Here is a 14,634-nt window from a genome sequence, read left to right on the forward strand (position 1 = left end):
CCGGCCGCTGAGCGAGCACTGCCGCTCGCTCAGCGGCCGGGCATTGTCAGTCCCCCACGAGAGGATCATCTGCATGACAACTCTCCCCGCCGATGAGGCGCTGACCAGCCGCGCCGACTACGAGGCCGCGCTCAATCGCCTGCGCGAATCGTCGCGGGCGTACTACGGCGACGGCAACAGCCCACTGGACGACGCCGCCTACGACGCGTTGCGCCGATCCGCGCTGGCCTGGGAGGCGGAGCACCCCGAGGACGTCGACCCGGACTCCCCCACCGGCAAGGTCGGCGACGGCGCTGCCCCGGTCGGGGACGTCGCGCACACCAGCCGTCTGCTCAGCCTCGACAACGTCTTCAACGCCGAGGAACTGGTCGAGTGGGGCGCTTCCGTCCAGCGCCGCCTGGGCCATGCGCCCGTCGGTGGGTACGTGGTCGATCTGAAGATGGACGGCGCGGCCGTCGCTGCCCGGTACCAGTCCGGTCGGCTGGTGCAGATCATCACCCGCGGTGACGGCAGTCACGGTGAGGACATCAGCCACAACATCGGCCAGATCGACGGTCTCCCCGAGCAGCTTCCGGTCCCGGTCACGGTCGAGGTGCGCGGCGAGGTCCTTTTCACGCAAGCCCAATTTGAAGCCGCCAACGAGGTCCGCACCCGCTACAAGGCGGATGTCTTCGCCAATCCCCGCAACGGCACGGCCGGCACCCTGCGGGCGAAAGACCGTCCGTACCGTCTGCGGATGACGTTCTGGGCGTACGGCGCGGTCGAACTCAACGGAGGCGCGTTCCTGCCCGCCGCAGCAACCCACGCCGAGATCATGGCTGCGGTCGCCGAGGCCGGGGTGCAGACGACCGCGGTCACCCCCGCCGGGCTGCACGTCGTCGACACGCTCGCCGAGGTGCAGCAGAAGGTCGACGAGATCGCCGTCATGCGCCCGAACCTGCCGTTCGGAATCGACGGTGTCGTGATCCGGCTCAACAACGCGGCCGAGCAGGCCGCAGCGGGAGTCGGCAGCCGCTTCCCGCACTATTCCATCGCTTTTAAGTTTCCGGCCGTCGAACGGCAGACGGTACTGGAGGACGTGGTCTGGGCGGTCGGCCGTACCGGGGTCCTCGCCCCGACCGCCGTGCTCACTCCGGTCGAGATCGCCGGGTCCACGGTCACCCGGGCCACCTTGCACAACCCCGCCGACATCCGCCGCCGCGATCTGCACCTGGGCGACACGGTAATCGTGTACAAAGCGGGCGAAATTATCCCACGCCTCCAGGCCGCCGTGGTCGAGCGCCGCCCCGCGGGCGCGAAAGAGGTGCCGCTGCCCATGGCGTGCCCCAACTGCGGCGGGGAAATCGACCGGAGCCAGGAGCGATGGCGCTGCGCAAAGGGCACGGCCTGCGCGCTGCCCGCGCTGATCGAGTACGCCGCCGGTCGCGAGATGCTCGACATCGACGGCCTGGGCAAGACCTACGTCAAGGCCCTGGTCAAATCCGGTGTCGTAGCGGACGTGGCCGACCTCTTCACCCTCTCGCTGGAACAGCTCACGGCCGCCTCCGGCAGCACCAAGCGAGCCGTCAAGATCGCGGAGCAGATCCAGGCGGCAAAGTCCCGCCCGCTCAGCCGCATCTTCTGCGCGCTCGGCGTGCTGGGTACCGGTCGCAGCCTGTCCCGCCGTATCGCCCGGCACTTCGTCACGATGGACGCCATCCGCCAGGCCGACGCTCTGGCCATGCAGGCCGTGGAAGGTATCGGCCCGGAGAAGGCACCGGTCATCGTCGAGGAGGTCGCCGCGCTCGCCACGGTCATCGACAAGCTCGCCGAGGCGGGCGTCAACCTGAAAGAACCGCAGGAGGAGGCGGAGGCGGGCGGTCAGGGACCGCTAACTGGCAAGGTCGTCGTGGTGACCGGCAAGATGAGCGGGCCCCTGGAAAGCCTGAGTCGGCCGGAGATGAACGCCCTCATCGAGAGGGCGGGCGGGCGCGCGGGCAGCAGCGTCAGCGCCAAGACCCACTACCTGGTTTCCGCCCCGTCGGCAGGCGGCAGGCCGAGTTCGAAGGCCGTCAAGGCCGAGGAGTTGGGCGTCACGGTCCTCACCCCGGAAGCATTCGCCGAACTCGTCGCCGACTACATCAACTGACCCTGACACTGCCCACGGGCGGCCACCGGTTCCAGGCTCCGGCGGGGCGGGAGGCAACCTCCTGCGCCGCCGGACCCGACCGGCGACAGGGCAGGGTCGGGTGCCGCCTGGTCACCCTGGCTCTCGGCCTTGCCCGACCAGACCCGGCATTCGGAGTTGTCCAGACAACTCCCATTCCGGTAGAATGTGATCCCTGCACACGAAGCAGCGCTCTTACAGCGGTCCCGACCCCGCGGAGCCCCGGAACCAGGACCGCAACTCCCCACAGTCGCGCCTGAATGCCCCAGCGCCGCACTGCCAGGCACCCGCAAGTCCCGGCCGTCAGCGGCGATGTCAGTGCCCGCACGTAGTTTCAGCTGCGCCCCGCCCAATGGCGCGGGCCCCCTAGATCCATTGGAGATGGTGCCGTTGTCCGCTTGGGAGAAGTCGAGCACGGCCCGGGTGATACAACCTGCCCGGCCGCGAAAGCTCGCCAAGGTCCCGTTCGTCGAACTGGCCGACGGACGCTTGCAGGGCGTGGTGTCCAGCGGTTCGGACGTCGGGCGGGTGTACGTCTCGTCGATCGCGGCCGGCGACTTCGCGTACGCATGCAGCACCAACAACAACCGGCCCTGCGGCGGCGCCCGGGGAGGCTTCTGCAACCACATCCGGGCCCTGGTGGGCGAGGCGGTGTTGCAGTACGGCGCCGAACGCGTCACCCGCTATCTGCGGATCGACACGGCGCCAGCGGAGCAGAGCGCACACGTCCTCGAGCACACCATGGCCAGCTCCCGTCCGTCGAAGGCGGACCGCACGGCCGCCGCGCCGGTCTTCAGCCGGTTCCTGCGCCACCTGGCGTACCTCGAACTCGGCCCGACCGCAGAGCCGCTGCCGGAGATGCACTTCTTCCCGCCGACAAGGGCGGTGGCCTGATGCGTGCCGACCTGCTCACAGAGGCCATCGACGGGATGGACGAAGCCCTCGCGGCGGTCGACGGCTTCGACCGGGTTCTCGTCGCCGGCCTGCTCCGTCCCCAGCCCGCCCACTCCGCCGCACTGACCGAGCTCGCGGCCGCCGTCTCGGGTACGCCGCTGGCCGCCCGGGTCGCCGAGGCAGCGGAGAAGGCGACGACGGGAGCAGCGAGCGAGGACCACTTCGCCGTCCTGGCCGGTGCCCGTACGGCACTGCTCGGCTCCGCCCACGACGCGCTCATGACGCGCATCGAGGAGGCCAGCGGCCGAAGCCGCAGCGAGCAGACCGCCCACGTGCCGGGAGAACCTCGGGGAGCGAACCTGCTGGCCGCCGCCCACTCCTGGCTGGCCGATCTGGCGCGCACCGGATGGCAGGGGATCGACCACGACCTGATCGCCGGATCGGCGCAGGTGGTCTCCGCGATGCTCCCGGACCCGTCCCTGCGCCGCCTGTCGCTCCTCCTCGACGGCTTCGCCGCCGAACTCGCCGCCTCCTGCCCGGGCGCGACCCTGGAACGGATCCCGGCACGCCGCTGGGGCGACCTGTGGTCACGAGCGATGCTCCTCACGCTGCCCGGCGCCCTGGCCGCGACCACGACCGAGACCGCCACGGGCCGTCTGCTGCCTCTTGGGGTCGACCTACACGAGCACGCGACCGCCGCCCAGGCCCAGGTCCACGCCGTGTTCGAGCCCGCCGACGGCACGCCCGCCCGCCTGGTGCGCGCGAACATGTCGGTGCCGAAGCCCGACACGGTCGTCGGAGCAGGCATCTGGCAGCTGCTGCGCCCGCACATGTCGCTGCTCGCAGCCGTCGGCGAAGGCCTCTCAATGAACCTGACCGACATGCCGATCACCGCCGAAGGCGACCTGATCTGGAGCGACGAGCGGGCGCGCCCGGGCCAGCCCGCCGACGGCTTCACCACCGCCCGCGTCGCCCTTCCCACCGCCACCGCCTCGGCAACCGCTCCGCTGGACCGGCACCCGGCGCGCATCGCAGCTCCCGTGTTCCTCCAGGGCTACACCGCCCAACGCAACGACGGCGCACTGACGTTCACCATCGCCGGACACCCCCTCCCCGTCGACACCGACCGCATCCCGACTGCCGGCCCGCTCACCCCCGAAGCCGTCGCCGCGTCGAGCGCGTGCATCGGCCTGCTGCGCTGGGACGCCGGGATGTATCACGTCCAGCCGCTGGCCGTGGAGACGACCGTGCGGCACACGACAGTCGCCGTGCACGCCGGGGCATGGGCAGGGGGCACGACCGACAAGGCCGGTGCCAAGGCGGAGAAGGCCGCCACCGACACCGTGGCGGTGCTGCGAGAGCGGGCCGGGAGGCTGCTGCGGAAATGACCGAACACACCACGGACACCGACCAGCCGGGCACGGTCCCGGCGAGCCCTGAGAGCCACGCGGTGGACTCCGACGAGAACCGGCGTCAGGTCCTGTACTGGCGGTTGCTGGCCCGGCTCTTCGACCCCGAGGAGCAGGCCCCGCTGGAGTCGGCGAGCCTCGCCGTCGTCGAGGACATCGGCCTGCCCCCGGCCCTGCTGGATCCCCGGGCCTCCATCGACTCGATCGTGCAGCGCCACCCGGAACTGGCCGCCGAGTTCGACGGCCTGATGACACCCGAGCCTGACGACGGTGCCCGGGACCGGGCCGCCGAAGTACGGCGAGCGGCGCTGGCTTCGAAGGTGCTGCTCAACGCCTTCAGCTCCGGCTCCGGAACGGTCACCGCCGAGCAGCTGTCTCGCTGGCAGTCCGACGCGGGCTGGCTTGAGCGCGCGCTCGGCTGCAAGCCCGGCGACTTGCGCGGCGGCCAGGCAGGCAGAAGCTCCGGAACAGACACAGGAGAGGCAGGGGCCAGCCCGACCGGGACCGGCCGCGGTACGACCCCCGACCTCAGCCGGCTGATCCCGGCCATCGGGCCCGAACTCGGCGCCATCGAGGCCGACCTCGTCAAGCGGATGCGGCTGCGCGAAGTCCTCGCCGACTCCAAGCTCGCCGCTCAGCTGACCCCGAGCATGTCGCTCATCGAGCAGTTGCTGCGCGACAAGAACAACCTGTCCGGTGTCGCCCTGGCCAACGCCAAGGCCCTGATCCGCCGCTTCGTCGACGAGGTCGCCGAAGTGCTGCGCACCCAGGTGGAGAAGGCCACGGTCGGCGCCGTCGACCGCTCGGTCCCGCCCAAGCGCGTGTTCCGCAACCTCGACCTCAATCGCACGATCTGGAAGAACCTCACCAACTGGGACCCGGAGGAGGAGCGGCTGTACGTCGACCGCCTCTACTACCGGCACACCGCCCGCAAGACGACGCCCCAGCGGCTGATCGTGGCCGTGGACCAGTCCGGCTCCATGGTCGACTCGATGGTCAACTGCACCATCCTCGCCTCGATCTTCGCCGGACTGCCGAAGGTCGACGTCCACCTGATCGCCTACGACACCCAGGCACTCGACCTCACGCCCTGGGTGCACGACCCCTTCGAGACCCTGCTGCGCACCAACCTCGGCGGCGGCACCGACGGCACCGTCGCCATGGCCCTGGCCCAGCCGAAGATCGCCGAGCCCAAGAACACCGTCGTGGTGTGGATCAGCGACTTCTACGAGTGGCAGTGCGAGCCGCTGTTCGAAGCCATGGCCGCCATTCACCGCTCCGGGGCCACGTTCATCCCGGTCGGCTCAGTGACCAGTTCCGGCGGCGGCAGCGTCAACCCGTGGTTCCGGGAGCGCTTCAAAGACCTCGGCACGCCGGTGATCTCCGGACACATCCGCAAGCTCGTCCACGAACTCAAGGCCCGCCTTGCCTAGCCGCCGCCCCGCAGACGCCGCTTCCTGCACGACCCCACCGACGTTCACCCACTCGAAAGGCCCTGACATGCCCGAGATGTTGCGCGCCCCCGCCGAGATCGCGTACGCCGAGGAACTCGACTGGCTGGAGTCCGTCGACAACAACCCCAAGCCGTTCTCCTGGCGCCTGTCCCCGAAGATGGTCCGCCTGTTCATCCTCGGCTCCGAACGCGCCGATGGCCTCGACCGGGACATCTCCCAGAAGTGGTACGGCGACCGCAGCTTCGTCGAGCGCTCCATCGTCACCCTTGCCTCCGACCGCGGCCTGCTGCTCATCGGCGACCCCGGCACCGGCAAGTCCTGGCTCGCCGAACTGCTAGCCGCTGCGATCTGCCGCAACTCCACCCAGGTCGTCCAGGGCACAGCCGGCACCACCGAGGACCACATCAAGTACTCCTGGAACGTGTCCATGGTGATCGCCAAGGGCCAGTCCCGGCAGTCGATGATCCCCTCACCGATCATGACCGCAATGGAGACCGGCACCATCGGCCGCTTCGAGGAGCTCACCCGCTCCACGAGCGACGTCCAGGACGCGCTGATCTCCATCCTGTCGGAGAAGTACATCTCCGTCCCCGAACTCGACGGCGCCGACGGCGACAACATCGTCTTCGCCAAGCCCGGCTTCTCCGTCATCGCCACCGCCAACAGCCGCGACCGGGGCGTCAACGACCTCTCCTCCGCCCTCAAGCGCCGCTTCAACTTCGTCCGCATCCCCGTCGTCACCAACAAGAAGAGCGAGGCGGAGATCGTCCGCTTCCGCACCGAGGAACTCCTGCGCCGCCACCAGATCGAGCTGGACGTCCCGCCGACCCTGCTCGACGTGCTGCTGCAGAGCTTCGCCGATCTGCGCGCCTCCGCCGCCGCGGCGGGCAGCGACGACGAGAAGCTGGAGTCCGCACTGTCGAGCGCCGAGCAGATCGGCGTCCTGGAGGACGCGATCCTGCACAGCAACTTCTTCGGCGAACGCGTCCTGACCGCCCACACCCTCGCCTCCTCCCTCGTCGGCTCCCTCGCCCGGCGCGCCCCCGAGGACCTGGCCATCCTCAGCAAGTACCTGCACGGCGTCGTCGAGCCGCGCAGCAGGGACAAGGGCGGTTCCTGGACGGAGTTCCTGGACGGCGGCCGCGACGCGATTGCCACCCTGTCGTGAGCGCCGTGAGCGAGGGAACGTTCACCGCCCTGAGCGCCCAGCTGCAGCAGGCGGCCCAGACCTTCGCCGGAGGAGCGGACGCGCTGGAGGGCATCCTCCTGGGCATCGTCGACGACGTCGACCGCGCCGTACGCGAACCACTGGAGATCTTCCCCGTCTGCCACCACTCCCCCGCCTCCGCGATCGCCATGGCCCGCCGCCTGCGGGAGAAGCAGCCCAAGGTCGTGTACCTGGAACTGTGCGAGGACATGGCGCCGCTGCTGCCGGAACTCCGCAACTGCAAGCTGCCGGTGGCCGTGCAGGCCTTCGCGAGCGAAGTCGACGGTTTCCCGGCCGAGTGGTCCCCGCTGTCAGTCGTCGCCCCGATCACCGAAGCCTCCGCCGAGTACCAGGCGATCGCCTACGCGCTGGGCACCCCAGGCGTCGAGCTGGTCCTGGTCGACCGCTCCTCGGACCACGTCTTCCAGTGGGACCCGCGCGGAGCGCGCTCCTCGGCGCCGGCCGAGCCCGACGCACCGCCCCCCGAGGAAGAGGCCGCGCTGCACGGCGACGCGGTCGGTGTCGAGCTGGGCGACCTGCGCCCGCGCTTCGCCGAACTGGAGGAGCACCTGCTGCGCCACGGCCGGGTCCGCCACTGGTCGGAGTGGTGGCACCAGTACGTCGAACTGCCGCTCGGCGACAGCGACCACGACACCTACCGCCAGGTCATGCTCCTGATCGGCAGCCTGTTCCGCCGCCTCGCTCCCGGGGACCTGTCCCGGGTTCGCGTGGACGAGGACCGCGAGCGGTACATGTGGACCCGGATGCGGGAACACCTCGCCACGACCGGCACCGATCCCGCCGACGGCCTCTACGTCTGCGGTGCCTTCCACGCCGCCAGCCGGGTAGCCGAGTTCGGTGTCCACGGCAGCGACACCTTCACCATCAGCCCGCCCACCGGCACCAAGTGGCAGCACGGCCTCATCCCGTCCAGCCACGCGGCGATCGAGGCACAGTTCGGCCTCGCCGCCGGCTCGGTGTCGATCGCGGCGACGGAGTGGGCGAAGAACCTCAAGCGCACGCGTGTGCGCCCGCACCAGCTCGCGGGTCAGGCGGGGGCGAAGAAGCCGAGGGCCAAGAAGACCGTGGCCGCAGCCGCCCCCGTGCCGGAGATTCCCGCCTCCGACAAGCTGACCGGGTTTCTGCAGAAGCCGCCCGCCCTGGACCCTCTGGACGAGGCCGAACTGCTCGGCTGGTCGGTGGAGGTCGTACGCGCCGCGCGCCGCAACGGCTACCTCGCCTCCACCGCCGACGCCATCGCCGTGTTCGAGACGTCGATCCTGCTGGCCGGGATGCGTGATCGCGTCCGGCCGACGCCGTACGACTTCCAGGACGCGGCCGTCACCTGCATCGAGAAGGACACCGTCCCCGGTCGCCGCGACGTCCGCCGCATCGTGGAGATCATGATGGGCGGCGACCGGGTCGGCCAGGTCGGCTACGACGCTCTGCCTCCCCTGGCCCGCGACGTGCACGACCGGCTCGCGCCGCTCAACCTGAAGCTCCAGCAGCGCGGCGTACAGCGGGCGCTGCTGGATATCGCCGCCCAGCCGGACCTGGAGCGGTGCTCCGACGTCCTGTGGATGCTGCGCTACCTGATGCCGCAGGGCGCCGCGCGGCCGATCATGGGTGAGCGGCGGCTCGGCGAGCGGCCGATCCAGGAGTCGTGGGACCTCGCGCTGGGCACCCACCAGCGTGCCCTCATCGAACTCGGCTATGAGGGCGTCAGCATCGAGCAGGTCCTGGAGCAGCGTCTTCGGCGTACGGCGTACGGTCCGCAGGCGACCACGGCGGCCGTCCTCCAAGCCGTGGAGGACGCCACGCTGTACCTGCGCAGCCGCCGCCTCGCCGACGAACTGGGCACCCGCGCCCTGGAGGTACTCTCCGCCGAACGCAGCGTCGACGGTGCGCCCGAGGTGCTGCGCCGGGTACGGCGGCTGCTGGCCTACTACCGCACCAACGAGCCGGAGCTGCCGCCGTGGATCCAGTCCTTCGTCAAGACCGGATACGCCCACTACTGCACGCTTTTGCCGACGGCGTTCATTGACGAGGACGCCACCGTCCGGCAGGTCGCCGCGATGCTCGGCTTCCTGTTCAGCATGGAGAGCCTCGCGTTGTCGCTCGGCTGTGACCGGGCCCAACTGGAACTGGCCCTTGCCCAGTCACATCCGCAGGAGCCGTCCAGGGTGGCCCTGCTGTGGGCGGCCGAAGTACAGCTCGGGCAGCTCTCCCGCGCGGAACTTCGCTCCCGGTGTGACGACCTGCTGAGCAACCCCCTGGTCGTGCCAGCCTATCCGCGCTACCTCAGCGGCTTCCTGCAGGCTCTGGTGCCCGTCCCGGGCCTGACGGACTTCGTCGTGGAAGCGGTGTCGAACGCGTTCGCCCGTCTGCCCGACCCGGTCCTGCTGCCCTGGCTGCCGACCCTGATCACGACCCTGCGCTCCGGCGGCGCCGACCTCGCCCCCTTGCTGACCCGCGAGGCGGGGCGCATCTTCCCCGGCCGTCTCGCGGACCTGGACGAGTGGGTGCCGCCGTGGCACGGCCGGACCGACACCGCGCCCGTGGCTGCACGCCGCTCCGGCCGCAGTGGAGTGCTGCTCGCCGCGCACCCCGCCACATGTGACGCTGTGGCCGACCTGCTGGGCTGCGGTGGGACATGGGAGACAGCCGACTCCGACGCGGAGGGCGCCGTGCTCGCCGGGCTCTACCCGGATACGGCTGTGGCGCTGGGACTACTGCTCGCGAGTTCATGACGGGTCACAGCAGCATGCCGCGGATCCGCCGTCGCGCCCTGACGGCGGATCCGCGGCTCGCTGAGCCCGCAACTCCCGTGGCTATCAACCCAACCCGATATATGGCGTTGACTGGACAACTTCATATTCGGTAGGCTGCGGAGCCTGAGGTCACCAGAGGCGAGGGACCTACGCCCTGGCGACGGCCCCCTGTACGTCCGAGCCGTCTCCCCGCTCCCCTCATCACTCCTCAAGGAGGTCACCCTGATGGTCACCGCCTCTCGTCTCCGCTCCCCGCTCCAGGTCTTCCGTGTGGGCGGCGAGCAGGTGACCGCCGTCCCGATGACCCCGGCCGAACTTGTCACCGAGGACGTCGAGGCCCTGCAACTCCCGGAAGACCGTACCGGCCTCATGCCCCTGCGCGGCTGGCAGGTCTACGACGCAACCGGACAGCACATCGGGCGCGTCATGGCGCGCTCCTGCGTCCTGGTCGCCGAGTGGTACGACAGCCACGTTCAGATGGACTGGCTGCTCGCCATGTGGCACTGCCGCCGACTGGAGCGTGGCGTGTTCGAGATTCTCCGGCTGCGCGACGAGACGCTCCGTCAGCTGCAGATCGAGAACGAACGGCGCGCCGAGCGGGAGCGCCGCGAAGCCTACGCGGCCGGCCTGGCGCGGCGCGGCCTCGTCCTCGACGAGGGCGGCGACGAGGTGCCCGCACACCTGGCACCGGGCGCCCGGCCCGTCGCCGAAGTCCTGGGCCTGACGGCCGGATGCACTTCCCGGCCTCCCCTGGCGCGGACCGCCTGACAGATCCAGCGCACCCCGAAACTCGCCCCGCCCTGCGGCCTCAGCTTCACCGAGGCGCAGGGCGGTGCCCGTCCGTGTCTCTGCCCCCTTCTTCAATCCTGGGAGGTCACATCGCCATGGCCGTTGGCAACGACGTTGACGAGACCGCCGCCTATCTGATGTCGCTCGATCACGACGAGGAGGCCGACCTCCTGCTGCGGCAGGCCGGGGACCGGAGCCGGCTGCTCGCCTTCGTCCGGTCGCTCACGATGCACGACGGCAGCGACCCGACCCGTTCCGCCCTGGCGACCGCGGCGTACCAGGTCCTCGACACGCTCGCGGTGCCCGTCGTATGCGACGCCGTGCCCGACGGAGGGCACCGGATCGACCCCCTGACCCAGCGCTGCACCGCCTGCTGCGGCCTCAGCTACCGCGTCGGTAAACCGGCACCCGGACACGTCCGCGCCGACGAGCTGTGACAGCGAAAAGGCGCGGCCGGGACCGTCCATTGACGAGAACTAGCGTTGTTCATGCAACCCACATTGGTATGGTGGGAGACCGCACAGCCCATGACCGGCAAGGGATGAGGAGCGTCCGCTGCATGCCCGACAACACAGTCCCCCTCCGCCTCAGTTCAGGAGTCACGGTCACCGCCTGTCCCACTGCCACGCCCGGCCTTTTCGTCTACGCGTTGGCCGAAGTGAACGAGAACGGTCTGCGGCTCGCCCACCATTCCGGTGTCTACATCGCCGAGTTCAGCCATGACGATGACGCCCAGGCAGCCGCCGGCGCCCTGGGCCGACTCGCGGACTGGGACGGCGACGCCGAGAGCCTTCAGGAGAGGTCGCTCATCGCCGCGGTGATCGACATCGTCGAGGGGCACGGCGGGCAGTGCCGCTTCCGCAAGGGCGGCCTGGGCGAACAGGTCGCCGCTGAGCGCCGAGAGACGAAGGGGACCCGCCCGCATGCCGCGTGAGCCCTGCTTCGTATGTGAGGCCCACGCCGAGATCCACGGGTGGTGGGACCCCGAGCCCTGCGCCGTGTGCGAGGAACACGCCGAGATGCACGCAGAGGAAGAAGGCTGCGCCGGCTGGTTCTACTTGATCGCGCTGGTAAGTACGACCGTTGTCACCAAGCTTCTGAAGCGGAAGTGATCAGCCGATGTGGCGCCTGACCCCGAAGCAATTCGAGCAGCTGCAGGCCCGACGCAACGGCGGCCGCCGTCCCAGCAAGCCAGCAGCACGGCGGGCCGCGGTTCAGACGGCCCGATCACGGATGACCGCCCAGGAACCGCCGCCCCCGGACCTCACTGCCGAGATCAAGGCGCTGGCCGGAGCCGGCAGGTCGTGGATCCTGCTCATGCCCGCGGCCGAACTGCTGAACAGCAACCAGCGGCGGCACTGGGGGGAAGTGGCTCGGCTCCGCAAACGCATGCGCGAGGAAGCGGCCCTCGCCGCCCGGGTCGTCCGCGTCCCTCCGCTGCAGCGGGCAGCGGTCTTCTACGTGCTGCATCCTCTGCCCGTCGAGCGGCAGCGCGATCCGGGCAACTGGGCGGACAGCGCCAAGCCGTACGTCGACGGCCTGGTGGACGCCGGTGTTCTCCCGGACGACAACGACCGGTATCTCAGTGGCCCGTATCCGGCCATGGGTGAACCGGTACCCGCCGGCGATGCCCGTATCTCTCTTGTCATCGTCGAACTGCACACATGCGATATGGAAGGAGGCGACGATGAACCAGGTTCTGGTACGTGTCCACCAGACGTGCCGACCTGAGCCTGCGCTGCCGGACACCTACTGCCAGTGGGAGGCCTGGAACGACCGGGAGGAGTTTCTCCTGCTGTCCTACCGCTCCGGCGTGGGCACGGCCCAGCTGCTGAAAGAAAACGAGAGTTGGGGCCAGGACCCGGACGACTATGAATGCGTGGCACGTTTCGACACCGGTGATCCCGACGGGCGCGAACTGAGTCTGGATGAGTTCTGCCGGCGCGCAGCGATCGTGCTCGCCCCGTCCGCGGCCGTGTCGGTGCTGCCGACCTGGGCCATGGCCACCCCCCTCCTCGGCCCGGGGCACCCTCCGGACGGCTCCGGCCGCTGCACGTTCGTGGCAGCTCCCGGGGATGAGCCCTGCGGCGCCCGCGCCACGTGGCACGTCGCCTGGACTCCGCCCAACCCCCGCACTGGAACGATCAGCACGTCGGCCGACTGCGACCTGCACATGGACCACGTGCGACAGCACTACGGGTACTACGACCGCCACCAGTACACCGATGCGTGCTCCCTGCCCGAGTTTCGCTGGCAGGGACCCGACGGATGCTGCACGGCGCAAGCCGAGACGACGTCATAGCGGCAGATTCCCGCCCTCAGCATGGAGGACGGGCCTACGCGGGGATCCGGCGCAAGCAGGGGCGCAGGGCCTCGAGTTGTTCCTCCTCGAAGACCGCTGCCTGGTTGAGGCCGTCGAGGAACGTGCCCAGCTCCTCCCAGGCCCTTTCGCCGTCCGGTCCCAGGCCTTTCAGGTGCGGGACTCCGAGGGACTGCAGGAAGGGCATGAGCACGTCGTCGTGGTGGACGCGCAGGTTGTAGATCCCACAGGCCGCGATGCCGACGCTCATCCGGTCGAAGCCGGACACGGCGTGCCCGGGCGTGCGGAAGGTGCGCACGGTGTCGGCCAGCACCCGCATGGTGTGTTGGTGAGCACGCATGTGATCAGGGAGGACCGTACGGCCGGGCTCAGGTCGGACTGCTCCGGTCGCCAGGTGAGACCGTGCAACGGGCCGGAGAAGTTCTGTGCCCGGCTCCAGGGCACGTACTCGTGGGGGTACCACTCCGTGGTGAGACGGAGGTGCTCGTGGAACTGCCGCTCCGCGACGGGCTCCAGTTCCTCGAGCCAGCCCGCGGGATTGCGGCGGTGTCGGCGGATCGTGGGCTCCTGCACGAACCGGAGGTTCATCATCGTGTCGGGCCCGAGGCGGACGGCGGCTGGCCGGTCAGGGGTCATGTGCGGTCACCCGGCGAGCAGGTCGGCGGCGAGCGCGGGCCGGGAGGCGTGGCACATGCGGGTGAGCGTCTCGGTCACGGCGGTGCGCCCGTGCCGGTCGGTCGGCAGGCGGTGGCGGGCGCCCGGGACGGGCTCGTGCAGACGGGCGTGGGGAAGCTGTTGGGCGAGTTCGCGCGTCTTCGTCATCGGGATCATGTCGTCGCAGGCGCCGGTGAGGATCTCCACGCGGTCGCCGAGGTTGTCGAGTGCGTGGAGGGCACCGGTTGTGTCGTACGCGCGCAGCGACCGCCACACCTGGACGACCGGCGCGGCCGGCGTGTGGTGGATGGCGTCGCGGCAGGGCGGCGGAACGTTCTGGTCGTGGGCGCGGTCGGGGCTGAGGGCCCACAGATGGGTGGCTGGAAGCCGTCGGCGTACCCGGTCGGCCGCCGTCGGCATCCAGCAGATGGGGTAGGCGTAGGCGGCCCGGGAGACGGCTTTGGCCCAGTGCAGCGGGCCGCGACCGGGTGTGAAGGTGGCCTTCGTGCAGGCGGTGGACACCAGGGCGACGTGCGGGCGGCGCTCGGCGAGGACGTGGGGCTGACGGGCAGCCAACGCCATGATCGACATTCCGCCCATGCTGTGCCCTGCGAGCACGAGCGGGCCGGTGGGCGCCGCGGCGGTGATGACGCGGCCAAGGTCGGCGCCCAGGCGCTGCAGGGTGGCCGGGGCGTCACCGGCGGTGGAGTTGCCGTGGGCGCGCTGGTCGTAGCGGACGACGCGGTGTCCGAGGCCGGCCAGGTGGCGGGTCTGCACGCGCCAGGCGTCCGCCGACTCGAGGAAGCCGTGCGCGAGGACGACGGTCACGGGCGCGTCGGGGTCGCCGTCGGTGTACACGGCGAGGTGGGCGCCGTCGCTGGTGACGACGGTGGATCGGGAGGTCGGGGGCATCGCGGGCTCTCCTTGACAGGGGGTTCGGCGGTCGACTTCGTCGAGATGAGCGGAGCCATAGCTCGCAGGTGGGTGGTT

At 70.2% G+C, this 14,634-nt stretch carries 13 protein-coding genes; 11 read left to right on the plus strand and 2 right to left on the minus strand.

From position 1 onward, the window contains the following. The first annotated feature begins 73 nt into the window (after positions 1–73). The 11 genes from ligA (at position 74) to ACWD0J_RS21065 (ending at position 12,972) form a co-directional block, all read left to right on the plus strand. Positions 74–2,128 carry an NAD-dependent DNA ligase LigA gene (gene ligA / locus ACWD0J_RS21015; protein ID WP_451497333.1) on the plus strand — a complete coding sequence of 685 codons (2,055 nt, stop codon included), beginning with the start codon at positions 74–76 and terminating at the stop codon, positions 2,126–2,128. Positions 2,129–2,527: 399 nt separating this feature from the next. After that, positions 2,528–3,040, plus strand: coding sequence for a hypothetical protein (locus ACWD0J_RS21020; protein WP_451497334.1), 513 nt, complete (start codon positions 2,528–2,530; stop codon positions 3,038–3,040). After that, a complete protein-coding gene (locus ACWD0J_RS21025) occupies positions 3,040–4,428 on the plus strand; it encodes a hypothetical protein (protein WP_451497335.1) in 1,389 nt (462 codons plus the stop codon). Before ACWD0J_RS21020 ends, ACWD0J_RS21025 begins: the two co-directional genes overlap by 1 nt. Then, entirely contained in the window at positions 4,425–5,882 is a 1,458-nt protein-coding gene (locus ACWD0J_RS21030) for a VWA domain-containing protein (protein ID WP_451497336.1), read from the plus strand. The genes ACWD0J_RS21025 and ACWD0J_RS21030 overlap by 4 nt, the downstream gene beginning before the upstream one ends. 67 nt (positions 5,883–5,949) lie before the next feature. Next, on the plus strand, positions 5,950–7,071 hold the full coding sequence (locus tag ACWD0J_RS21035; RefSeq protein ID WP_451497337.1) for an ATP-binding protein: 1,122 nt from the start codon (positions 5,950–5,952) through the stop codon (positions 7,069–7,071). Continuing rightward, entirely contained in the window at positions 7,068–9,860 is a 2,793-nt protein-coding gene (locus tag ACWD0J_RS21040) for a hypothetical protein (RefSeq protein WP_451497338.1), read from the plus strand. Before ACWD0J_RS21035 ends, ACWD0J_RS21040 begins: the two co-directional genes overlap by 4 nt. Positions 9,861–10,106: 246 nt before the next feature. Further along, positions 10,107–10,649 (plus strand): hypothetical protein, encoded by a 543-nt coding sequence (locus tag ACWD0J_RS21045; protein ID WP_451497339.1) that lies wholly within the window; start codon positions 10,107–10,109, stop codon positions 10,647–10,649. Between the two features lie 116 nt (positions 10,650–10,765). After that, on the plus strand, positions 10,766–11,107 hold the full coding sequence (locus ACWD0J_RS21050; protein ID WP_451497340.1) for a hypothetical protein: 342 nt from the start codon (positions 10,766–10,768) through the stop codon (positions 11,105–11,107). A 122-nt stretch (positions 11,108–11,229) separates the two neighbouring features. Next, positions 11,230–11,604 carry a hypothetical protein gene (locus ACWD0J_RS21055; RefSeq protein ID WP_451497341.1) on the plus strand — a complete coding sequence of 125 codons (375 nt, stop codon included), beginning with the start codon at positions 11,230–11,232 and terminating at the stop codon, positions 11,602–11,604. A gap of 185 nt (positions 11,605–11,789) precedes the next feature. Next, positions 11,790–12,401: a hypothetical protein gene (locus ACWD0J_RS21060; protein ID WP_451497342.1), complete on the plus strand. Its 612-nt coding sequence runs from the start codon at positions 11,790–11,792 to the stop codon at positions 12,399–12,401. Then, positions 12,358–12,972: a hypothetical protein gene (locus ACWD0J_RS21065; protein WP_451497343.1), complete on the plus strand. Its 615-nt coding sequence runs from the start codon at positions 12,358–12,360 to the stop codon at positions 12,970–12,972. The genes ACWD0J_RS21060 and ACWD0J_RS21065 overlap by 44 nt, the downstream gene beginning before the upstream one ends. Before the next feature lie 34 nt (positions 12,973–13,006). Here the strand turns inward: ACWD0J_RS21065 and ACWD0J_RS21070 are convergent, their stop codons facing one another. Together ACWD0J_RS21070 and ACWD0J_RS21075 are read right to left on the minus strand one after the other, a co-directional pair. After that, positions 13,007–13,330 (minus strand): hypothetical protein, encoded by a 324-nt coding sequence (locus tag ACWD0J_RS21070; RefSeq protein ID WP_451497344.1) that lies wholly within the window; start codon positions 13,328–13,330, stop codon positions 13,007–13,009. A gap of 302 nt (positions 13,331–13,632) precedes the next feature. After that, a complete protein-coding gene (locus tag ACWD0J_RS21075) occupies positions 13,633–14,556 on the minus strand; it encodes an alpha/beta fold hydrolase (protein ID WP_451497345.1) in 924 nt (307 codons plus the stop codon). Positions 14,557–14,634 lie beyond the last annotated feature (78 nt).

Source organism: Streptomyces sp. NPDC003011, from assembly GCF_053591515.1.